The following is a 21,459-nucleotide window of genomic DNA, read 5'->3' as shown; positions in this document are numbered from 1 at the left end:
CCCCCCCTTTGTATTACAATAATTTTGACATAAAATATTCATCAATGTACTCACCATCAACATATAAGGAATGTCTTTTAGTCCCCTCAATTTCAAATCCCATTTTTTCATATAATGCTACGCCTGCAGTGTTGTTCGCCATAACTGTTAGTTCCAAACGATGCATGCCCTTTCCTTTTGCCCAATCGTCAAGGTGACTAAATAATGCAGTACCAATCTTTCTTCCTCTAAAATCACTATGGATGCCTACGACAATATAGGCTCGATGTGAAACTCTAGATGGCATATTATTACCTTGAACAATTAAATAACCAACTACTTTCTTTTCTACTTCAGCTATAAATAAAGCTGAATGGCTGTTAGTAGATATGTTCTCAATAAATTTGGCAAATTGTTTAGGCTCTAGTTGACGTTCACCTGGTCCAAATAACATAAAATTGGATTCTTCCGCATTTTTCATAACCATTATAATTTGTTGTGCATCTTCACATTTTGCTTTCCTTATGAACATCTTTATCGACTCCCCTTCTTCTAAAATTTAGTTACATGTATCATCAAATCTTTCGTATTCATTTGAATTTCACCACCGATAGGAAACGTAAAGATTGGCTGTGTATGTCCAAAATCAACATCATATAGTACCGGTATTCTTTTTAAATTTGGATGCTTATCTAAAATAAAATGTAATTGCTCCTCAGTCATAGTTGAAGCTCTTTGAAAACGTCCTATCGCAATACCTTTAATATTACTAGTAGCTTGTAATAATGAGGTGAAGTCTCGAGCAAATATTTCTGGATTAACTAGTTCATCATCTTCTAAAAATAAAATACTGTTTGATAACTCAGGCACATACGGTGTCCCTTGAAGTAGATTTAACGTACATAAATTTCCACCAAATAATTGCCCACTTGCTTGTCCTTCGGAGTATACCTTCCAGCTAGCAGCTTCAAAATGACGATTATGTTGATCTAAATACCATGCATCATCACTCCAAACGTTTGATGCTTTAATCGTATATGGTGTATTTTCCATCAAACATTTTTGAAAATGTGATAGTTGATAGTCTTGTGCCTGTTCCATACGAAAGCTAGAAAAATGAGGACCCGAATACGTAACAAATCCACATTTTTTTGTAATAGCTGTTGCTAAAGCTGTAATATCACTGAAACCACAAAATATTATTGGGTTATTTGCTATCATGTTGTAATCCAAATAAGGTAATACCTCATTACAGTTATAACCGCCAATGACTGTTAATACAGCCTTTACATCCTCATCACGAAAGGCCTCATGAATGTCAGCAACTCGATGCTCAATTGAGGTTGAATTTTGAAGATCGCATTCAAAAATATGTCGACCAAAGGATACTTTAAAACCTAACTCTTCAAAATGTTTCTTTGTTTGTTCAGCGCCTTCTGCTGTTATGATTGCTGCGCTACGACTAGGTGCGATAACCCGTATCTCGTCACCTACTTTTAATTTATTCGGAATACGCAAGCTACTACCTCCTCTGCTTTGTAAAAGTTTAAAAAATTTAATGCAAGATCTCTTTTCTAATCCGTTCAGCTATCTCATTTGGATTGGTGAGAGGCAAAAAATGATAGCTATTAGGAATAATCTCGACTTGTGCATTCGGTTGTCTTTCCTGAAATCTATCTAACTTCTTATATAACAAACTATCCGAATGTTCATCTGCCAACAGTAATAACACCGACAAAGGAATTTCATTTTCTATACAGTAATTATTTTTTTCTACTGCTTTTGACAAATCATTTAAGGCTTTTGCATCGCTGTGATGGTAATAGACATTATTTTTTTCAACAAAGTTATAAAGGAAATAATTATACAAATATTCTTTATTTTCTGCAGATAAGTTCCCCATGTTCCGTATTTCTTCATTTATAGCCTCTTGTAAATCTTCTAATCGTTCAATGATAGGTAATTGTATTTCTGCTTTATCATCAGGATGATATTCGCCTATAAAATAATATCCACCGTCTAACAATGTTAATGATTTAACCGAATCAGGATAGTCTGTATAAAAATTTTGAATGATCCATGCACCTATTGAATTTCCAAGAAAATGAGCTTTAGTAATTTTTAGATACTCCATAATTTCCTTTATCGTATTGTTATAAGACTGAAATGAAAAATCATTATCTAGTTGACCATTATGCCCTGGTAAATCGATTGCTACAATATGGGCTTCTGGTAAGATGCTCGCTAATGCTGCGTACATTTCTTTACGTTCACCAAGCGCAGGTATCGCAATTATTACCTCTTTATTCTGAAATGCATTGTATTGTATATAATTTTTCACGATACTATACCTCCCCAAAATTCACTTACAGTTTGAGCCTTTCTCCGCCTCGTAAAGGTTCTATATACAAAAATTTAGGTACTAATCACCACTTACCTCAAAACTAAAATTTTCTCTATTATTACAAAGCTCCAATGGAAAATCAAATGCGAAATTACATTTTTTTCATATATTTTGTTTCATCGTGTAATCATACTATTATGGATACCTCATTCATAATGTTTCCAGGGATGTTCGCTACTTTGAGCGATTTCGGTTCTTTTAGCTGCGATGTCCGTTGTTCCTTCTATTCTTCCGGCGAGAAAAATCCATCAAAAAAAATGCACCGCAAAGTAATTTGCAATGCATCTTTTTTGATTGGCCGAGCGAATATTTTAATTATGCTACCAGCACAGACTCCATCAATTATGCCTCGGCATAATCGCGTCCAGAATCGGCTATCTATTTTCTCTTTTTACCAATTAATAACGTAACTTGTGCCATTGTAAATGGCAATGAAGATTTCTTTCGATATGCTATATACTTTGGCACCCAAAAATCTGCATATTTTAATTTAAAGTTTCTTAATCCTTTAAAATGATAGAAATGCTGCCCATGTAAAAATATTTGTGCTGCAATTTTTTCACTTAAAAAGGAATACCTAGACTGTCCGACATTTGACAATGGCGACATGCCCATATTAAATACACGATAACCTTCTGCTTTTGCCCATTCAAAGAGCGAGAGGAAAATGAAATCCATCGTTCCAGATGGTGCTCCCGGCTTAAAGCGCATAAGATCTACTGAGACTCGTTCGCCATTATCGTACATTGGCATAAGGCTTGCAAAGCCGATAATTCCATCTACTCCACGTAAAACGGCAATGTTTGAAGTGTTTAAATAGTGTTCATCAAAAAAGCCAAGAGAAAAACCTTTTTCTGCCCTTCCCTGCAACCACTTCGTAGACACTTCCTCCAATTCACTCATTAATTCTTGTGAGTAAGGAGGGCTTACTATTTCAACTGTAAAATTTTCTCGTTCAAATTTATTTTTTACCGCTCGGCGACCCTTCATTCCCTTACCAGCAAGGGTAAACTCATCTAAATCTACAAAAGCTTCCTCGCCAAGCTTAAAAAAACTATACCCATTCTCATGTAAAGAAGGAAAAATCTTATTGTTAATTTCATAAAAGACAGGTGTATAACCATGCTTATCCGCCAATTCCAAAAACTCCTGAATAGCAGATAAAAAATCAGCTTCATCTCCTACTGGATCTCCCAGTATAACGATTTTATCAGCAAATATTTGATAAGAAAATAAAACTGTACCTTCTTTATTCCAATGTACAAATTTGTCATGTAAAAAAATTAAATGTGAATACTCCGTCCCTTTATAGGACATCAAATGATTTTTGATTCTCTCTTCTTGCTCCCTCGATAATAGCTTTTCCATTTTCTTAGGTGCACCGATAAAATAACCTATAAAAAAAATGACAATTGCTATTAGGATGCCTATTACTGCACTATAAAATAAGTCTCGGTAATCTGTAATGATATATTCCTGCAAAGAGGCTGGAATATGGATTTTGGAAGTAGGTAAGTTCACATAACCAATCACTACATACATCACTGTAATAATGGTCACTGCAGCAAGGTCAATCAAAACGATTCCCCATGTCAAAACATTACTTTCACGGTAAAATTGTTTTTTTGAGGCAATTAACAGCCCTGCGACAATCAGTAAAAAAATAGCTTCTTCATAGTCTAAGCCTTTAAAAATTGAAAATAGTGCAGAACTAGTTAGCACAATGAGGCAAAGCTGATATGCCCTTTTTACTTTATATTTAATCCCTCTACATAACCCTAAGAGAATAAAGCCAGCTGCAACAGTCATTTGATGAGAGACATGCATGATTGGCGAAGATAAAAATTCCTGAGCTATTTTTAGTCGACTTAAAATACCCGGGGCCGACGCAGATAGCAATAATACAATACCGGAGAAAAATACCAATATCGTTAATAACGTTTGACTAAGCTTCTGAAAAATAACATTTGGCAAATCATCCCACGATTCATTCCAACGATTCCAATATTCTTTAACAAATAAAAGGGCGGAAACCAAAAATGGAAGCACAAAATAGCCAACCCTGTACAAAATTAATAGAAAAAGCACTTTTTCATCAGCGATTCCTAAACTTTGAGTCCCCCATAAAAAAACAAGGTCAAATGAACCAACTCCACCAGGAATCATACTGACAATACCTGCACAAGAAGCAATTAAAAATATAGGAATTAAATTGGATAATTCTATAGGGATCTTCAAAATAAAAGTTAATATCCAGATAACTAAAAAGACTGCAACCCATTCAGTTACGGAAGTAACCATCAATTGAAGAGAGATCTTAGGATTTATAGAACCTGCTTTTTTATTGCGAATGATGAGCATAACAATAAAAATCGGAACATATAAGCTGACAAGAATAACTGCTATCTTTAACCATCGTACTTCTTTTAGCAATGGGAAGTCCCAAAAGAATATATACATAACCCAAGCTAACAATGAAATCCCCGTTAAATAAAAGAGTGTTACGGAGGCTATGCTTTTTAACAAGTCTTCCTTATCCTCTTTATATTTCGAATAGAAATAATTACGCAGAAATACACCAACTAAGCCACCAAATCCAATAAGATTTGAGAAGGTATTCACAATAAATGAATGATTCAGCAAAATACGTTTGTTTATTTTGATTCCTAATATTTTCACTAAAATAACATCATAAAAAATCATCGGTGTAATGGCACAAAAGGTGATAAAAAGAATAAATAAGAGCTCCCATATCTGCAATTCATTCACTTCTTTCCGAAGTAAATGAACATCTATCCCACTTATCGTTTGTAGAATTTCATAAATTGCTATTGCTAAAAGTGCTATTGGAAATAGAATTTTCAAAAATTTAAATAGCGACTCTTTTCGAACGTTGAACATATGTGTTAAACCTACTCCCCATTAGCTTTCTAGAATCAATTATATTTTAATTTCCATAAAAAATCCTCCGAAGAATAACATACCATTATTGTAACGGATTCTCTGCTATATGTATCGTCAAAACAAGTTTGCCTCTCGGGATAAAGCATATTTTATTCACTCTATTGAGTCTATTCCCAAAATCTAATCCATATTGGTAAGAAGGCAAATGATGCTTCCAATATCCCCTTAGTTACTAAGGTTTCCCTATAAAAGATGAATTAAACAGCTATATGACACTCATTCGGATTAAATATAATATCGATGGATAGGACGTCCCACATTTCCATATTGTATATCCACCTTTAATAGATTTTGTTTTTCTAAAAAATCCAAGTAACGTCGAGCTGTTACACGAGCCGTTCCAATATACATGGACACTTCTTCCGCTGATACGGCTTCGTTACTCTCTTGAATATAGGCAAGTACCTTGTCTAATGTTGCTCGGTTAAAACCCTTTGGTAGCTCGTTAATTATTATTGTCTCAGAGATTGGAGGAACAACTATTTGCTCATGGATACGTTGCTGCATTAGATGATCCACATCATGCTGTGTTAGATCTTGCATACCACTTATTTTCTTTCTATAAGCTTGATAATTCTTTAAAGTTTGTTCAATTCGTTCAAACGTAAAAGGTTTCATAATATAATCATAGACGCCTAGGTGTAATATTCTCTGCACAGTAGACATATCATTCGCAGCAGTTACGGCAATAACATCAACCAGAATATGTTCTTCACGAATTTTTCCTAGCGTAATAATGCCATCCTGCTCTGGCATAAAAATATCCATAAAGACAAGTTCTGGATTTAGTTGCTTAATCTTCTCTATTCCTTCTATCCCATTACCAGCATAGCCTATCAGTGAAAATCCTTTGATTTGCTCAATAAATTGCCTGTTCACTTCTCGTACCATCGGATCATCTTCAATTAATAACACATTTATTACATCCATCTACTCTTCCCCTAACTCAAATAAGATTAAGAAACTTGTCCCTTTCATAAATTCACTCACTACCTCAATATCTCCATTACCTTTTCTCACCATTTCACGTATTAAATGCAAGCCGATACCGCGATTCTCACTTGCCTTTGTAGAAAATCCATTTTCAAACATACGAGCTTGCACCTCTTCAGACATCCCAATTCCATTATCAGAAACAGCAATTGCTAGCACACCGTCATGCTCATCTACAGAAATAGCTACATATTTATCATGCTTCGAAAGAACATCTAGTGCTTCAAAGGCATTTTCAATTAAATTTCCTAACAAGACGACAAAATCGTGGTGATCTAATAATGGCGGAAAACGTTTAAAATGACTTTTTCGATCGATTTCTACTTGTATGCCTAATTCCTTACCATAACTAACTTTACTTAGTAATAATCCTGAAATATTTTCATTATGAAAGCGTTCATTCAAAAACTTCGTTAAAGAAGCTTCATTTTCGGTAGTAGCTGTAACGTATTCAAGTGCCTGCTTTGTATGTCCCAATTGCAGAAGTCCTGCAATAGTATGAAGCTTATTTTTATGCTCATGTGTTTGTACACGAAGTGCTTGAACAAATGCTTTAACACCTGTTACTTCTTCCGCAAGCTTTTTCACTGCTGTTAAATCTTTAAACATAGCAACTGCTCCAACTAACTCACCATTTACAATAATCGGGACACGATTACTCAAAATACTATGATGATTGATGTAGAGCTCTTGATCGTATACTGGTGTTGCTGTTTCTACAATTTCAGGCAATCGTGTGTCGGGCAAAACATCATAAATCTTTTCTCCGATACAATCCTCTATCTTTCTAGTTACTCCTAATATATCAGCTGCTTTTTCATTAAAAATTGTAATATTCATTCCTTTATCGACCGCTATAATGCCTTCATGCATAGCATTAAACGTTTCTGTTCGTTCCACATACATCTTGGCAATCTCATGAGGCTCAAGCCCAAACATTTGCTTTTTAATATGTCGGCCAAGTGTATATGCCCCCCAAATACTAAAAAAAAGCGATATAAGAATAGTAATAAAAATTTCGTGCTCATAATTTTGCAACATCTCTATAAAAGTTGGTAGTGAATACCCTACCACGACTATGCCTACTTGTTCTTTTTTGTCATCAATGATAGGGACGAAAGCCCGAATCATTACACCTACTTCCCCTTGCACCTTCGATATATAATAATGCTCACTAAATGAAGCATTTAAATCCTGTGATTCACTACGCTTCCCTATTTCTTTACTGACTGGGTGAGATAGTTTAATACGATCCATATTCATTACAACAATATACTCTGCTTTATTAACAACACGAATTCCATCTACAATTTTATTGACATTTTTCGCCGCTTCTTTAATATTGTCATTTTTCAAATGCATACCGATTTCTGGCACATTTGATACAGTCTGCGCAACGAGCATAGCACGCTGACCAAATTCCTTTTCTTGCTCAGTTAAGAGGTTTCCAAGTACAAAAATGCCACCAAGTAAAAAGGAGAATGCAATGATTAAAAATGTCACTAGCAGGATTTTGCCGTTTACAGGCATTTTTATCATTTAATATTCCTTCCTTTCCAAATCTGCATTTTACTATTAGAGAAGCTTAATAGGACGATTTTACTCATGCTCAGAATGTCACTTCTATCAATGATATGCTTTTAAGATTATCTTCAAAAAAATCTTTTGACAACACTTTTAGTTGACATAAGTAGGAGAAAGTCATGAACTTAATGAACAATATTACAAAAAATTGACATAAAACTAAATTTTCTTTCATTAATTATTTTTGTATTATAACAATAGTAAATTATTCACAGAGTATCATAACAGCTTAAGTTATTGAAAACACTACGTTTTATTTAAAATATGGATGAATGTACTTAATGAACGATATGTTTCTTATTTTCTAAATCTCTTTTTTCTAAAAGGATTCGCTATGATAGTTCTAGTGAAAACGATATCAAAGAGAAAATTTAGAAAAGAGGTAGCATAAAGTGAAATTACTGAAAAATCTGACTGTTCAGGTGATAGCTGCAATTATTCTTGGGGTGATTGTTGGGGCTATCTTCCCTGAGTTTGGTGCAAGCCTTAAAATCCTGGCTGACTTATTCATTAAGCTAATTAAAATGTTGATCGCCCCTATTATCTTCTTAACAGTTGTAATTGGAATCGGTAGTATGGGAGATATGAAAAAAGTTGGAAAAATCGGAGGAAAGGCGTTACTGTATTTCGAAATTGTCTCTACCATTGCCTTAGCAATCGGTATTGCTGTTGCCTTAATCGTTAGCCCTGGTACAGGTTTAGATACATCAGGTGCTTCCGAAGCCGATATCTCAAAATATACAACTGCTGCAGCAGAGTCTGAGCAAGGCTTAGGTGCTTTCATCTCTAGCATTATTCCTGAAAACGTTGTAGGTGCACTTGCAACAGGACAATTACTTCCTGTGTTATTCTCTGCAATCTTGTTCGGCTTAGCTGCTGCTTCTATTGGAGCACCTGCAAAACCTGTCATCACATTTTTTGAACAAGTGGCAGAAATTTTCTTCAAAATCGTAAGTATGGTGATGAAAATATCTCCAATAGGTGCTTTTGGTGCAATGGCCTTTACGATTGGTAATTTTGGTTTGAAATCGTTAGGCAACTTAGGTCTATTAATGGCCGCAGTATACATTACTATGTTCTTATTCGTAGTTTTTGTTTTAGGAACGATCGCAAAATTCTTTGGCTTCAACATTTTTAAATTTATCGCTTATATAAAAGAAGAGATTTTCTTAGTAATTGGTACCTCATCGTCTGAATCTGCCTTGCCATCTATGATGCGTAAATTAGAAAACTTTGGTTGCTCTAAACAAGTTGTTGGATTAGTAGTACCAACCGGTTATTCCTTCAATCTTGATGGAACGTCCATCTACCTATCAATGGCTGCATTATTTATTGCACAAGCATACGGAATGGATTTGACGTGGATTCAGATCATTACACTTCTTGGGATTTTAATGATTACATCTAAAGGAGCCGCTGGTGTAACAGGTTCTGGTTTTATCACATTAGCAGCAACTCTTGCTGCTTTCCCAATGATTCCAGTCGAAGGGATTGCGCTATTAATCGGTGTTGACCGCTTCATGTCTGAGGCACGTGCCGTAACAAATTTAATTGGTAACGGTGTAGCTTGTGTAGTCGTATCGAAATCGGAAAAGGAATTTGATGTAGAAATGCAAGAACGTGCACTTCAAGGAAAAAATACTATTGTGTCCTAAGAACAAATACGTTAAAGCCCGAAGTAAAAGTAAACGCTCCACCACTTTTCCCCGAGGGATCGAAGCGACCTCGAGGATGTAGCACTTTAGCCTAGACGCCTACTATGTTCTAGGTTATCTACAGACAAAAAAAACTATAATTTTCCTTAACTACAAGAAAGGGTAGTGATTACAGCTAGTTGCTGTTTTCACTACCCTTTTTATTTAACATATTGTTCAATCAAACGTTGCGTATTTGTTGATTGTTCAAGTGCTTTTTTCTCTTTTGCCCAATATATCAAATATTGCTGATCCCCAACATTAAAAACCATCTGCTGTAATTCTTCACTAAGCTCAGAGCTAATCGCGACCTTTAAAATATCTACCTCATATAAAGGCTCCCCTTTAATTTCGTAAACAATATGATAAAGTGGTTTTTCTTCAAATATAGCTCGTTCTTTTTTGCTTAGTTTCTTAATATGGCTTAGCGGATAGTTTTCAATATAGGCTGTTGCATCTTGACCTGTTGCTCGAAATAAAGATTTCTCTCCTTTAAATAGCTCGATTGCATCAATTTCTGCTGCGTGATCTAAAATGCGAGAAATAGCCTCTTCCTCATTTTTGTCGCGAGATTGCAACGTAAAGGCGACAATAAGAATAATTCCAGCAAATAAAACTAGTTTCCATCTTCGTTTATTCATTTTCATTACCCATTCAATGCCTTTTTGACAAAGCGGTTAATGTCTACATCCGCCCCAATGACAAGCATAATATCTCCTAGCAAAATTTTATCACTCGCCTGTGGAGATACGATGATATCTGCACCACGCTTAAGACCTACAATATTAATCCCGTACTTTGCTCGAATATCTAGATCCATAATAGAGTAACCTGCAATAGCATCATTGGCCTTAAGCTCCATAATTGAATGTTCATCCGAAAGCTCTAAATAATCAAGCACTGTATTAGACAACATATTATTGGCAATACGTATCCCCATATCACGCTCAGGATGCACGACAAAATCTGCGCCAATTTTGCGCAGAACTTTTTCATGGTAATCATTCTGAGCCTTTACAGTAATCTGCTGAACACCAATTTCTTTTAAAATAATAGTCGACAAAATACTAGCCTGAATATTTTCACCAATCGCTACGATAACATGCTCAAAATTACGAATACCTAATGAAATTAATACCGATTCATCCGTCGAATCTGCGATAACGGCCTGTGTGGCAATGGAAGCAAACTCGTCCACCCGCTCTGAGGAATGATCTATCGCCATAACGTGTGCGCCTTGACTCATTAGTTCGCGAACAATGCTTCCTCCAAAACGTCCAAGTCCAATGACAGCAAACTCTTTTTTCATCATTAAAAATCCCTCCGAAAACTACTATACCATTATTGTAACGTATTCTCTGCTATATGTATCGTCAAAACAAGAGACAATTCGTCAATAAAAGATATTCCTTGGACAGGGCCGTTCTGCTTAGTGGCTTTTTTGCTCGGATGTCGTCAGGATTTAATCGGTGAGAGACTAAACTGCTCGGGTTGGCCCAGGTAGTGATCTGTTTTGCACCAAAACTGCTCGGGTTGCCACAGAAAGTGATCTGGTTTGCACCAAAACTGCTCGGGTTGCCACAGAAAGTGATCTGGTTTGCCTCTAAACTGCTCGGGTTGCCCGATGAAGTGATCTGGCCAACCTCTTTTCTCCCTGGTCACTTCTCCATCCGCTTGCTCTTTTGTTTCAATCAACTCGATTCCTTATTCGCTCAGGGTAAGTCACATTTGCCAAGCTCCAAAATAATCCCGTTTTCCATAAAAAAGACGAGGAAAAAATATCCCTCGCCTCTTAATCTGCTATTTTATGCGTTGCGCATTTCATCTAAAACACGATTTACACGTTTTTCCAACATTTTCATACCGCTGCCACCAGCTTGCATGTGACGAAGCTGACCATCTTTATCAAAAACAAAATAAGCAGGTACGTATTGGTTTTCAAATGCATCTGTAAGCTTTAATTCGCTATCAACAAAGATTGGTTGAACAATGTCATGCTCTGCTGCTACCGATTTGATTGTTTCTAAATTTGTATCTTCCTCAGAACGTGGCATATGCACGGCAATAACGTTTAGCTCATCTTTGTATTGATCACGGAAATTGTTGACATCCGGCATTGCTTCTTTACATAAATGGCAACTAACTGACCAGAAATGGATTAACGTTGGTTTTTCGCCAACTAAATCCGCTTTTGTTACTTCACCATTTAACCAAGTTGTTGCGCCTACAAGTTCAGGCATTTGTTCACGAAGTTTCATAAAACATTCTCCTTTTTCTTTTTTCTGGGACCGTTATCAAAACGTGTGGTTGATTTCCGTTCCGGCTGGGCGCTTTGTTGTTGCTGTCGCTACGCTTTCGCACAGAGAAGAGCTTCCTGGGGGCGTCCAGCCTCCACTCCAATCAACTTATTTACATAGTAGACGTTTTAACAAAAGTCATCCACAATTTTTAGTGATGAACCTTTTTCTATATCAAGTTTAAAAAAATCCCCACAAACTTGCTGTGGGGACTCTTTATTTGTTAAATAATCAATTTCGCCAAGCCTTGATTTATAGAGTTGCTTGACCTGGGCGCCAGTTTGCTGGGCAAAGACCACCAGTTTGTAAAGCTTGAAGTACACGTAAAGTTTCGTCTACATCACGGCCGATGTTGTTATCGAATACTGTTTGGTATTTTAATTCACCTTCTGGGTTGATGATGAATAAGCCGCGTAGTGCGATACCTTCTTCTTCAATTAATACACCATATTCTTGTGAAATTTGGTGATTAGTATCTGCTGCTAGTGGGTATTTTAACTCACCAAGACCATTTTTAGTGCGGTCAGTGTTAATCCAAGCTAAGTGAGTGTGGATTGTATCAGTAGAAACACCGATTACTTCTGCATCTAAGTCTTCGAACTCATCGTAACGATCGCTCATTGCAGTGATTTCTGTTGGACATACGAATGTGAAGTCCATTGGATAGAAGAAAAGAACTGTCCATTTGTCTTGTGCTTTAATGTCTTCTAATGATACTTTACCAAATGATTTGTCTGGAAGTACTGCTTCCATTGTAAAGTCAGGTGCTTGTTTACCTACCATGCGTTCTGCCATTATAAATCCCTCCGATTAAATATGTAGTATATATATATTCCATTCGCACCAGCGAACTCGTCTTCTACGATAACAGAGTAATCGTAGTTTTTCAAACAAGTAAACTTCACAAAAGTGCACATATTAAATTGTCTGACAAATTTCCGTCAAATCCCCAAATGGAATAGCTGCTACAGCCTATTTATTAACTATCTTTAACATTTTTATTCTAGTTTAAACGAAATTTTTCTACGCTACATTTATGTATAATTTCTAAAAATTTCATCTACTTTTTTTTGATAAAAAACGATTGCAAATTCTTTATTATTATGTATAATTGTAATGGTTTTAGTAAACTAAAAGTTTCGTTAAAGTAAACTTCGTATTTCAAAAGTTTATGATTGCTAAACTTCTTCTAGGAGGGAAAAGATGCAAATAGGAGCAAAAATCAAAGCGCTTCGTTTAAAAAAAGGTCTTACCCAAGAGGAACTTGGAGAACGTACAGATTTAAGTAAAGGGTATATCTCTCAATTAGAACGTGATCTAAATTCACCTTCCATTGAAACTCTTTTTTCATTATTAGAGGTTTTAGGTTCAACACCTAAGGAATTTTTCGATGATGAAGCACCTGAACAAAAGGTTGTATATACAGAAGAAGATCAATCCACTTATACAGACGAAGAAAAAAAATATGAAATTCAGTGGCTCATTCCTACTTCAAATGAAAAAGAGATGGAGCCTATTTTCTTGACACTTGCTGCTGAGGGGGAATTCAAACAGTTTGAGCCCTCACTCTCGGAAACATTTATTTATATTGTCGAAGGTCGTATTCGTCTCGTTTTAGGAGATGAACAGTACATAGCGAGTGAAGGCAATGCTCTCTATTTTGACGCGACAGATCATCACCAAATTTTTAATGCACATGCTGATGAAACAAAAATTTTACTTGTCGCAACGGATTCATATTTATAGCTTAAGGAGGCACATCTATGACAACGAATTCGATTATCCGCTTTGAAAATGTTTCAAAGTCCTATAATGACGGCACTGTCGTCTTAAAAAACATTAACTTGGAGCTAGAAAAGGGAAAATTCTATACACTGCTAGGTCCTTCTGGTTGTGGTAAAACAACTATTTTACGTATGATTGCTGGATTCACAGAACCGACAACAGGAAATATCTATTTTCATGATAAAAAAATCAACTCCGTACCAGCAAATGAACGCCAAGTAAATACTGTTTTTCAGGATTACGCGTTGTTCCCTCATTTAAACGTTTTTGAAAACGTCGCATTTGGACTTCGCATTAAAAAGCTTCCTGAAAGTGAAATTAAAAACCGTGTTGCTGAAGCATTAAAATTCGTTAACTTAGCAGGCTATAGCAATCGTGAAATTTCTGAAATGTCAGGTGGTCAACGTCAGCGTGTTGCTATTGCTCGTGCGATTGTGAATGATCCTGAAGTAATTTTACTTGATGAGCCTCTTTCTGCTTTAGATTTAAAGCTACGTACAGAAATGCAGTATGAGCTACGAGAGTTACAACAACGCCTTGGAAAAACATTTGTCTTTGTTACACACGATCAAGAAGAAGCACTTGCGATGAGTGATGAAATATTTGTTTTAAGTGAAGGTGAAATTCAACAATCTGGTACACCAGTAGATATTTATGATGAACCAATTAATCGCTTCGTTGCTGATTTTATTGGTGAATCAAACATTGTTCCTGGCGTGATGATTGAAGATTTCAAAGTAGAATTTGCTGGTAAAGTTTTCGAATGTGTTGACCAAGGTATGAGACCAAACGAAAAAATTGATATTGTCATTCGACCAGAGGATTTAGAAATGACAACAATTGATAAAGGCAAACTTGTCGTGAAAGTTGATACTCAATTGTTCCGAGGGGTACATTATGAATTATCCACTTACGACGAAGATGGGAATGAATGGCTTGTACATTCATTGAAAAAAGCTGAAGTAGGGACAGAAATTGGTTTAGACTTTGATTCAGAAGCAATTCATGTAATGCGCTTAAATGAAACAGAAGAAGAATTCGATAAACGTTTAGAGGCGTACGGGGACGACGAAGATGCAAACTAAGACTTCGAAATCAGCCTTATTTCCTTATGTTTTATGGATTGCACTTTTTGTTATCGCGCCGATTGCACTCGTTGTTTACTATTCCCTACTAGATATACATGGCAATTTCACGCTCGATAACTATAAAGCATTCTTTACTTCTGTCTATTTAAAAATGACATTAAGTTCATTCTGGTATGCGTTTTTAATTACATTCTTTACGTTACTTGTTTCGTATCCAACAGCCTATTTTTTAACGAAGACGAAACATAAACAGCTTTGGCTTTTACTAATTATTATTCCTTCTTGGATTAATCTTTTGTTAAAAACATATGCCTTTATTGGGATATTCGGCTTGTACGGCCCATTAAATGCATTTATCGAAGTATTTGGTTTTGATCCGAAGCAAATGCTATTTACTGACATTAGCTTTGTGTTCGTATCCGTTTATATTTTTATTCCATTTATGATTTTACCGATTTTCAACTCATTGGATCGTTTAAATCCGGCTCTTGTTTATGCAGCACGTGATTTAGGGGCATCTGCTTTTACTACGTTCCGTCGCGTGATATTGCCGTTAACAATGGACGGTGTTAAATCAGGTATTCAAGTTGTATTTATTCCTGCATTATCACTCTTCATGATCACTCGTTTAATTGCAGGAAACCGTGTTATTACACTTGGTACAGCTATTGAACAACAATTCCTTGTGACTCAAAACTGGGGAATGGGTTCAACAATTGCTGTGTTCTTAATTTTATTCATGGTCATCGTTATGTTAATTACAGGACAGAAAAAGGATAAAGGAGGTCGCGTACGATGAAAAAACTATCTGCTACAGCAAAAGTATATTTAGCGATTGTTTTTATCGTTTTGTATGCACCTATCTTCTATTTAATCTTCTATTCGTTCAATAGTGGCGGATCGATGAATAATTTTGAGTCCTTTACGTTAGAACATTATAAAGCCGTGTTTGAGGATTCACGTCTAATCGTAATTCTAATTAATACAGTCATCGTGGCATTACTCTCTGCATTGATTTCTACAATCATCGGGACACTAGGAGCTATTGGCATTGTCACTGTTAAAGATTCAAAAATGCGCAATACACTACTTTCTTTAAATAATGTGTTAATTGTTAGCCCGGATGTTATTATCGGTGCAAGCTTTTTAATTTTATTCACAATGATCGGTATTAAATTAGGCTTTACTTCTGTATTAATAGCACACGTAGCGTTCAGTGTTCCAATTGTTGTACTGATGGTCTTACCGAAACTATTAGAAATGAATAAATCTTTAATCGATGCTGCATTAGATTTAGGAGCAACGAAAAAAGATGTCATGATGCGTGTTATTTTACCGTATATTCAACCGGGGATTTTTGCGGGATTCTTCCTTGCCTTAACGTATTCTCTTGATGATTTTGCGGTAACATTTTTCGTGACAGGTAACGGCTTTAGTACTTTATCTGTTGAAATTTACTCTATGGCTCGTGCCGGTATTTCCTTAACGGTTAACGCTATTTCTGGTTTAGTATTCTTTGTAACAGTTATCGTCGTAGTTGGCTATTACTTCATTACAAGCCGTGCTAGTAAAAGAACGGGGGGAACTCAATGAAGCAATTAATTCAAGCAACAGTCGCAATCCTTGTCGTTTCCGCCCTTTTGTTCTATGCTGCTGACGCCCTAAGTGCCAGCGGTGGGAAAAGTGGTAAAGATACGTTAACAATCTTTAACTGGGGAGAATATATTGACCCAGATTTGCTGAAGCAGTTTGAAAAAGAAACAGGCATTCACGTCATCTATGAAACGTTTGATTCTAATGAAGCAATGATGACAAAAATTCAACAAGGTGGTACAGCTTACGATATCGCAATACCTTCTGAATATATGATTGAAAAAATGAAGGAAGAAAACTTACTTATTCCTTTAGATAAAACGAAAATCCCTAATATAAAAAATATCGATCCTTATTTTTTAGATTTACCATTTGATGACGACAATAAATATTCTGTTCCATATTTCTGGGGAACAGTCGGCATTGTCTATAATCCAAAGCTCGTTGGAAATTTAGACTTCTCATCTTGGAAGGACTTATGGGACCCTTCGTTAAAACGTAAAGTCTTTTTAGTAGACGGTGCACGTGAGGTGATTGGTATGGGCTTAAACAACCTTGGCTACTCACTCAACTCTTTAAATAACCAAGAGCTACGTAAAGCTACTGATAAACTAATTACATTGGCGCCAAATGTTAAAGCCATTATCGGGGATGAGATTACACCGCTGATGGTTAATAATGAAGCTGCTGTAGCACTCACTTGGTCTGGTCAAGCAGCAGACATGCTGTCAGAAAATGAAGATTTAGACTTCGCTGTACCAAAAGAAGGCTCAAACTTGTGGTTTGACAATATGGTTATCCCAAAAACATCAAAAAATATTGATGGTGCACATGCCTTCATTAATTTTATGTTGAAAGCTGAATCAGGTGCTCAAAACGCTGATTATGTAGGCTATTCTACCCCTAATATTGCAGCGATGAAGTTAATGGATAAAGAAGTTGTATCTGATAAGCGCTTCTATCCTTCTGAAGAACAACGTAAAACATTAGAAGTTTATAAAAACCTAGGTCCTGATTATTTAGGCAAATACAATGAGCTGTTTTTAGAATTTAAAATGAGTATTCGATAATCTAAGCTGTTCTCACATTACGTTGAGAACAGCTTTTTATCGTTTAGTTGGAAGTAAACTTCTTTGGAAAACTAGCAGGCCGTATTTATGTTAAACAAAAGAATCCCTATAACTTTACTAGTAAATTTCAGACTTATAGTCAATAGCAAACGTACAAGCCTTGTGGTAGACTGTAGTATATTTGATTAAAGAAAGGGGTATTCGATGACCCAGCAGAAGTCTAATAAGGCGGCTTTGTATATTTTAATGTTTAATATGTTTATCGCAATGGGAAGTATCGGAATTATTATTCCTGTCATGCCTGAGTATTTAAAACTATTTGGCGCTGCAGGACAAGTACTTGGTATGTTGATTGCAACGTTCGCCTTTGCACAATTCGTATTTTCTCCAATCGCTGGGAATCTTTCGGATCAATACGGTCGTAAAAATCTCATTATTTTCGGCCTTATCGTAACAGGACTTGCACAAATTGGTTTCGGGCTTTCAACAGATGTATGGATGCTCTTCTTGGCACGCTTTTTAGGTGGCCTTGGATCTGCATTTGTGGCTCCTCCTATAATGGCATTTGTGGCAGATGTCACAACGTATGAGGAACGAGGAAAAGGTATGGGTATGCTAGGGGCAGCAATGTCCTTGGGTTTTATGATCGGACCAGGTATCGGTGGATTCCTCTCAAAAGTTAGTTTGCATTTTCCATTCTATACTGCTGGATGTGCAGCTATCTTAGCAGCTATTTTATCGTTCTTTTTATTGCCTGCTACAAAACCGAACACAGCGAAAAAAGCGCAGAAGCAAGATAATCTTGTAAAGCAGATGGCTCGTTCAGTCCAAATGCCTTATTTTGTCATGCTAATTATCATGCTTGTATTCTCTTTCGGGATTGCTAACTTCCAAACAACATTATCATTATTTGTTACAGAAAAGTTTAATTACACACCTACTGATATCGCCATTATATTAGTTATGGGCGGCGCTTTTGGTGTTGTTGTACAGATGTTTGTTATTACACCACTGTTTAATCGTTTCGGCGAAATGAAAGTAGTGTTAGTCAATTTATTTATTGCAGCCGTTTCGATTTTCTTAATATTATTCGCATCTGGCTTTGCACTTATTTTAATTGTAGCGACAATCTTCTCTACAGCTACGACATTGATTCGTCCAGCTGTCAACACATTGATTTCAAAGCTTGCTGAAAATGAACAAGGCTATGCAGCTGGATTGAACAATGCGTATATGAGTCTTGGTAATATGATTGGTCCAGCTTTAGCAGGTATATTATTCGATTGGAATATGAACAGTCCTTATATATTCGGGTCTATTATTTTAATGGCTTGTTTCTTCCTTGCCCTAATTTGGACAATGAAAAAAGCACCACACCTTATGCATCCTGATACAAAATAGTCTGAAAAGTTATTGACTAATTTTAGTAGTATGCTACATTATTTATGAGAAAAACTAACAAATCAATTTCGCCTTGGCGTAATTGCGTCCGGATTTTGAATTGTGCCCGCACAATTCATTCCTTTCAAAATCCGTGACATCCGCCGGAGGCTTTGGGCCAACATGATGTTGGTCACTCAGTCGTTGCCACAGAACGTGGCGATCTTAGACTGAGTTCCTATATTTCAGCGGATGTCTTTTGTACCGAAAGCGTAGCGACAGGTACAGATGTTTGGACACCTGCTGAAAAGCAACTTATAACCGGCATTCATCTCACCACCTATAAAGGTGGAAGACTACTGCTGAAAGAAGTTAATTTAATTACCACTAGGGGAGTCTTTAAAAGGCTGAGACGTATATGATCATATACGGACCCTTTGAACCTGATCTAGTTCACACTAGCGGAGGGAAGTGGCGACACTTGCTTTTTACTATTAAATGCAAGGCCGCTTCCTATTGTTTTAAGGAAGCGGCTTTTTTACGCTTTAGCGGCGATTCTCTCAGGTTTAGCGGCGCTAACTATAAAATTCACATTCAAAGGAGTGGAAATTATGTCAATTCGAAAATTAACAATTATGGCCTTATTAGTAGCAATTGCCGTAGCAGGTTCTACCTTCGTTTCAATACCAACGGGAATTGCACGTGCCTACCCTGTCCAGCATGCCATTAATGTTATCGGTGCTATCATTCTTGGACCGGTGCCTACTGTTATGATCGCCCTCGTCACAGCCATTATTCGTATTTTAACAGGCACAGGCTCATTACTAGCTATACCTGGTAGTGTTATTGGTGCTTTATGTGCAGCTCTTGCCTATAAATACAGCGGCAAGCAATGGCTAGCAGGTGTCGGTGAAATGTTTGGAACAGGTATCATTGCCTCACTTATTGCAGTACCTTATGCACATTTATTAATGGGGACATCCGTTGCTGCTTTATTTTTCATGCCAGCTTTTTTAACATCAAGTACTATTGGTGCTATCTTAGGCATTGTCATTGCCAGCAATTTGCGTAAAACAGTATTTGTAACTACCCTTAACACTCAGCTTAAATAATGAATTTAAAAACGTTACTTTCATTAATTAAGAAAGTAACGTTTTTTATTCAAAGCCTATTCACCCATATTTCAACGGTAATCCCATTTCATGAGCAATTAATAAAAAGTCTTTTTTGCTTATTTCAAAATGACCAAATCTGAATTTATAGCCATATTTCGATTTATCCTCTACAAATTCTAAATAATCTAAGATTCTTTTTATCTGCACAGCTTTTGCATCTTTAAAAAAGTCTATATCTCTTCTAAAAGGAATAAAATTCTCTGCCATTTGGAACTCGTATATTCGCTCGTCCTTTACTCTTCCAATTGCTGTAAATGCTCTTACAGGCTCATTACCATCTAGACTTTTTTTAGGAGAATAATAAATGATCCAGTCTCCTTTTTGCATTCGTTTCAAAGGCCTTTCTTTACCATGGCATAGCTGACCAAATCCTCCCTCAACCCCTTTTTGCACATGATTAAGAGATACCACACCAATCCAATATTTCGTGTCTCTTTCAGGTGTAGGAAGAGAATTTTTATTAGGATTTAATGACATAGCTTCCGTCCCCTCTTATTTTGGAATCATCGCCAACGATTTTATTTTTTCATTTTCAAGAATCAACCTTTCTTCCAAAATCACTGGGTTTGGCAAACCATCCCAAGTAGTGGAAACGGTTGCAATACATTCTGTATCATCACCATCAATATTTTGGATAGTTAATTTAAAGCCTTTTGGCATAGGTGACGTGTAAAAGTTTTGTATTTCTTTCCTTCCTTTAAAAATTTCACCTTTAAAATTTTTTAATTCCCCATGATCTGCATACATATCTGATAAATCTTGGCCCTCTTCTTGTGCTCTTCTTAAATACTCCTTCATAACCTCTACAGCTTTCATTTCTCTTCACTCTTTCTTTTTTTATTTATAAGTTTTTAATCCCTATGAATGATTTTCATATACTTTTTTCATAATACTTTTCAATAGCTCTTTTTCTTCCAATGAAAGTACGTTTAAAACTTCATTCTCAGAAATCGCAAGAGTCTTCATTAATTCTTCCGCCAAATTTTCACCCTGTTCCGTAAGGCATATTAAATTTTCTCTTCTATTTTCTGGATTTTTCTCCCTATAAACATACTTTCTTTCTTCTAGTCCATCGATAAAAAAGCGGACACTATTTTTATCTAACTTTAAAATCTGCCCTATTTGAATTTGGCTAAGTTTTTGGTTTTTTACAGCCATCATGATCCCAACTTCTCTAGATTTCATTTGAAATTTTTCGCTAATATATTGCTCGAGATTTTCCTCTAAAGACTCCGCTAATTTAAAACTGAGAAAACCAAATGAATTCATTATATTGGTCATTTTTGAACCCCCAAATTTATAGTACTACAAAATGATAGTAATAAATTATTACTATCATAAATTATTACACACATATATATTGTTTACAAGATAAATTCCACTAAATTCACTTATTTTACAAAAATAGCATTCTAAAATTAATAGATCACCAGTTAAAGCGTATTTCTGCTGA

At 36.0% G+C, this 21,459-nt stretch carries 22 protein-coding genes and 1 riboswitch; of the genes, 9 read left to right on the top strand and 13 right to left on the bottom strand.

From position 1 onward, the window contains the following. Window positions 1-13 precede the first annotated feature (13 nt). From AC1DCY_RS18145 to AC1DCY_RS18120, 6 genes are all read right to left on the bottom strand, one after another. Window positions 14-511 carry an N-acetyltransferase family protein gene (locus tag AC1DCY_RS18145; protein ID WP_477352408.1) on the bottom strand — a complete coding sequence of 166 codons (498 nt, stop codon included), beginning with the start codon at window positions 509-511 and terminating at the stop codon, window positions 14-16. Between the two features lie 20 nt (window positions 512-531). Next, window positions 532-1,497, bottom strand: a complete 966-nt coding sequence (locus tag AC1DCY_RS18140) for a S66 family peptidase (protein ID WP_477352406.1) — start codon at window positions 1,495-1,497, stop codon at window positions 532-534. Between the two features lie 37 nt (window positions 1,498-1,534). After that, the gene (locus AC1DCY_RS18135; protein WP_477352404.1) at window positions 1,535-2,320 is read right to left on the bottom strand and encodes an alpha/beta fold hydrolase; all 786 of its coding nucleotides are present in this window, start codon (window positions 2,318-2,320) and stop codon (window positions 1,535-1,537) included. A 441-nt stretch (window positions 2,321-2,761) separates the two neighbouring features. Beyond that, complete coding sequence (gene mprF / locus AC1DCY_RS18130; protein ID WP_477352403.1) at window positions 2,762-5,284, bottom strand: bifunctional lysylphosphatidylglycerol flippase/synthetase MprF; 2,523 nt, start codon at window positions 5,282-5,284, stop codon at window positions 2,762-2,764. Between the two features lie 288 nt (window positions 5,285-5,572). After that, the gene (locus AC1DCY_RS18125) at window positions 5,573-6,277 is read right to left on the bottom strand and encodes a response regulator (RefSeq protein WP_477352401.1); all 705 of its coding nucleotides are present in this window, start codon (window positions 6,275-6,277) and stop codon (window positions 5,573-5,575) included. Beyond that, window positions 6,278-7,879 (bottom strand): ATP-binding protein, encoded by a 1,602-nt coding sequence (locus AC1DCY_RS18120; RefSeq protein WP_477352399.1) that lies wholly within the window; start codon window positions 7,877-7,879, stop codon window positions 6,278-6,280. Window positions 7,880-8,316: 437 nt separating this feature from the next. Here AC1DCY_RS18120 and AC1DCY_RS18115 point away from each other — a divergent pair, with 437 nt between their 5' ends. Then, window positions 8,317-9,579: a dicarboxylate/amino acid:cation symporter gene (locus tag AC1DCY_RS18115; RefSeq protein ID WP_460011273.1), complete on the top strand. Its 1,263-nt coding sequence runs from the start codon at window positions 8,317-8,319 to the stop codon at window positions 9,577-9,579. Between the two features lie 200 nt (window positions 9,580-9,779). Here the strand turns inward: AC1DCY_RS18115 and AC1DCY_RS18110 are convergent, their stop codons facing one another. From AC1DCY_RS18110 to AC1DCY_RS18095, 4 genes are all read right to left on the bottom strand, one after another. Next, window positions 9,780-10,259 (bottom strand): hypothetical protein, encoded by a 480-nt coding sequence (locus tag AC1DCY_RS18110; RefSeq protein ID WP_477352396.1) that lies wholly within the window; start codon window positions 10,257-10,259, stop codon window positions 9,780-9,782. Between the two features lie 5 nt (window positions 10,260-10,264). Next, a complete protein-coding gene (locus AC1DCY_RS18105; protein ID WP_477352424.1) occupies window positions 10,265-10,927 on the bottom strand; it encodes a potassium channel family protein in 663 nt (220 codons plus the stop codon). A 496-nt stretch (window positions 10,928-11,423) separates the two neighbouring features. Next, window positions 11,424-11,876 (bottom strand): TlpA family protein disulfide reductase, encoded by a 453-nt coding sequence (locus AC1DCY_RS18100; RefSeq protein WP_053483465.1) that lies wholly within the window; start codon window positions 11,874-11,876, stop codon window positions 11,424-11,426. Between the two features lie 291 nt (window positions 11,877-12,167). Next, on the bottom strand, window positions 12,168-12,710 hold the full coding sequence (locus AC1DCY_RS18095; RefSeq protein ID WP_248718040.1) for a peroxiredoxin: 543 nt from the start codon (window positions 12,708-12,710) through the stop codon (window positions 12,168-12,170). 408 nt (window positions 12,711-13,118) lie between these two features. Here AC1DCY_RS18095 and AC1DCY_RS18090 point away from each other — a divergent pair, with 408 nt between their 5' ends. The 8 genes from AC1DCY_RS18090 to thiW all read left to right on the top strand — a co-directional run bounded on the left by AC1DCY_RS18090 (window position 13,119) and on the right by thiW (window position 19,943). Further along, a complete protein-coding gene (locus AC1DCY_RS18090; protein WP_477352394.1) occupies window positions 13,119-13,661 on the top strand; it encodes a helix-turn-helix domain-containing protein in 543 nt (180 codons plus the stop codon). A gap of 17 nt (window positions 13,662-13,678) precedes the next feature. Then, complete coding sequence (locus AC1DCY_RS18085; protein ID WP_477352392.1) at window positions 13,679-14,785, top strand: ABC transporter ATP-binding protein; 1,107 nt, start codon at window positions 13,679-13,681, stop codon at window positions 14,783-14,785. Then, a complete protein-coding gene (locus AC1DCY_RS18080) occupies window positions 14,775-15,587 on the top strand; it encodes an ABC transporter permease (RefSeq protein WP_049668260.1) in 813 nt (270 codons plus the stop codon). Before AC1DCY_RS18085 ends, AC1DCY_RS18080 begins: the two co-directional genes overlap by 11 nt. Then, window positions 15,584-16,381 (top strand): ABC transporter permease, encoded by a 798-nt coding sequence (locus AC1DCY_RS18075; RefSeq protein ID WP_477352389.1) that lies wholly within the window; start codon window positions 15,584-15,586, stop codon window positions 16,379-16,381. The genes AC1DCY_RS18080 and AC1DCY_RS18075 overlap by 4 nt, the downstream gene beginning before the upstream one ends. Beyond that, window positions 16,378-17,451: an ABC transporter substrate-binding protein gene (locus AC1DCY_RS18070; protein WP_477352387.1), complete on the top strand. Its 1,074-nt coding sequence runs from the start codon at window positions 16,378-16,380 to the stop codon at window positions 17,449-17,451. Before AC1DCY_RS18075 ends, AC1DCY_RS18070 begins: the two co-directional genes overlap by 4 nt. A 204-nt stretch (window positions 17,452-17,655) precedes the next feature. Then, on the top strand, window positions 17,656-18,852 hold the full coding sequence (locus AC1DCY_RS18065) for an MFS transporter (RefSeq protein ID WP_477352385.1): 1,197 nt from the start codon (window positions 17,656-17,658) through the stop codon (window positions 18,850-18,852). 152 nt (window positions 18,853-19,004) lie between these two features. Then, window positions 19,005-19,253, top strand: a complete 249-nt coding sequence (locus AC1DCY_RS18060) for a hypothetical protein (RefSeq protein ID WP_477352383.1) — start codon at window positions 19,005-19,007, stop codon at window positions 19,251-19,253. Further along, a riboswitch (TPP riboswitch) is annotated at window positions 19,211-19,318 on the top strand. It overlaps the preceding gene by 43 nt. Before the next feature lie 124 nt (window positions 19,319-19,442). Next, a complete protein-coding gene (thiW, locus tag AC1DCY_RS18055) occupies window positions 19,443-19,943 on the top strand; it encodes an energy coupling factor transporter S component ThiW (RefSeq protein ID WP_477352381.1) in 501 nt (166 codons plus the stop codon). A gap of 60 nt (window positions 19,944-20,003) precedes the next feature. On the opposite strand, the gene AC1DCY_RS18050 is transcribed toward thiW, so the two are convergent. Genes AC1DCY_RS18050 through AC1DCY_RS18040 form a run of 3 tightly spaced genes read right to left on the bottom strand, consistent with a single transcriptional unit; the run spans window position 20,004 to window position 21,287 of the window. Then, window positions 20,004-20,483: an EVE domain-containing protein gene (locus AC1DCY_RS18050; RefSeq protein ID WP_477352379.1), complete on the bottom strand. Its 480-nt coding sequence runs from the start codon at window positions 20,481-20,483 to the stop codon at window positions 20,004-20,006. A 15-nt stretch (window positions 20,484-20,498) separates the two neighbouring features. Further along, entirely contained in the window at window positions 20,499-20,822 is a 324-nt protein-coding gene (locus AC1DCY_RS18045; RefSeq protein WP_477352377.1) for a ketosteroid isomerase family protein, read from the bottom strand. Between the two features lie 42 nt (window positions 20,823-20,864). Further along, the gene (locus AC1DCY_RS18040) at window positions 20,865-21,287 is read right to left on the bottom strand and encodes a MarR family winged helix-turn-helix transcriptional regulator (protein WP_477352376.1); all 423 of its coding nucleotides are present in this window, start codon (window positions 21,285-21,287) and stop codon (window positions 20,865-20,867) included. Between the last annotated feature and the right edge of the window lie 172 nt (window positions 21,288-21,459).

The sequence above is a fragment of the Lysinibacillus sp. 10T31 genome (genome assembly GCF_056394365.1).
Note: the sequence above shows the minus strand (reverse complement) of the source record. Positions and strands in the feature narration are given on the sequence as shown.

What these genes read in the sequence shown, in the direction of transcription:
- AC1DCY_RS18145 (WP_477352408.1), bottom strand. Translation starts at nt 511, where the DNA reads ATGTTCATAAGGAAAGCAAAATGTGAAGATGCACAACAAATTATAATG.
- mprF (WP_477352403.1), bottom strand. Translation starts at nt 5,284, where the DNA reads ATGTTCAACGTTCGAAAAGAGTCGCTATTTAAATTTTTGAAAATTCTA.
- AC1DCY_RS18125 (WP_477352401.1), bottom strand. Translation starts at nt 6,277, where the DNA reads ATGGATGTAATAAATGTGTTATTAATTGAAGATGATCCGATGGTACGA.
- AC1DCY_RS18120 (WP_477352399.1), bottom strand. Translation starts at nt 7,879, where the DNA reads ATGATAAAAATGCCTGTAAACGGCAAAATCCTGCTAGTGACATTTTTA.
- AC1DCY_RS18110 (WP_477352396.1), bottom strand. Translation starts at nt 10,259, where the DNA reads ATGAATAAACGAAGATGGAAACTAGTTTTATTTGCTGGAATTATTCTT.
- AC1DCY_RS18105 (WP_477352424.1), bottom strand. Translation starts at nt 10,927, where the DNA reads ATGAAAAAAGAGTTTGCTGTCATTGGACTTGGACGTTTTGGAGGAAGC.
- AC1DCY_RS18100 (WP_053483465.1), bottom strand. Translation starts at nt 11,876, where the DNA reads ATGAAACTTCGTGAACAAATGCCTGAACTTGTAGGCGCAACAACTTGG.
- AC1DCY_RS18095 (WP_248718040.1), bottom strand. Translation starts at nt 12,710, where the DNA reads ATGGCAGAACGCATGGTAGGTAAACAAGCACCTGACTTTACAATGGAA.
- AC1DCY_RS18090 (WP_477352394.1), top strand. Translation starts at nt 13,119, where the DNA reads ATGCAAATAGGAGCAAAAATCAAAGCGCTTCGTTTAAAAAAAGGTCTT.
- AC1DCY_RS18085 (WP_477352392.1), top strand. Translation starts at nt 13,679, where the DNA reads ATGACAACGAATTCGATTATCCGCTTTGAAAATGTTTCAAAGTCCTAT.
- AC1DCY_RS18080 (WP_049668260.1), top strand. Translation starts at nt 14,775, where the DNA reads ATGCAAACTAAGACTTCGAAATCAGCCTTATTTCCTTATGTTTTATGG.
- AC1DCY_RS18075 (WP_477352389.1), top strand. Translation starts at nt 15,584, where the DNA reads ATGAAAAAACTATCTGCTACAGCAAAAGTATATTTAGCGATTGTTTTT.
- AC1DCY_RS18070 (WP_477352387.1), top strand. Translation starts at nt 16,378, where the DNA reads ATGAAGCAATTAATTCAAGCAACAGTCGCAATCCTTGTCGTTTCCGCC.
- AC1DCY_RS18065 (WP_477352385.1), top strand. Translation starts at nt 17,656, where the DNA reads ATGACCCAGCAGAAGTCTAATAAGGCGGCTTTGTATATTTTAATGTTT.
- thiW (WP_477352381.1), top strand. Translation starts at nt 19,443, where the DNA reads ATGTCAATTCGAAAATTAACAATTATGGCCTTATTAGTAGCAATTGCC.
- AC1DCY_RS18050 (WP_477352379.1), bottom strand. Translation starts at nt 20,483, where the DNA reads ATGTCATTAAATCCTAATAAAAATTCTCTTCCTACACCTGAAAGAGAC.
- AC1DCY_RS18045 (WP_477352377.1), bottom strand. Translation starts at nt 20,822, where the DNA reads ATGAAAGCTGTAGAGGTTATGAAGGAGTATTTAAGAAGAGCACAAGAA.
- AC1DCY_RS18040 (WP_477352376.1), bottom strand. Translation starts at nt 21,287, where the DNA reads ATGACCAATATAATGAATTCATTTGGTTTTCTCAGTTTTAAATTAGCG.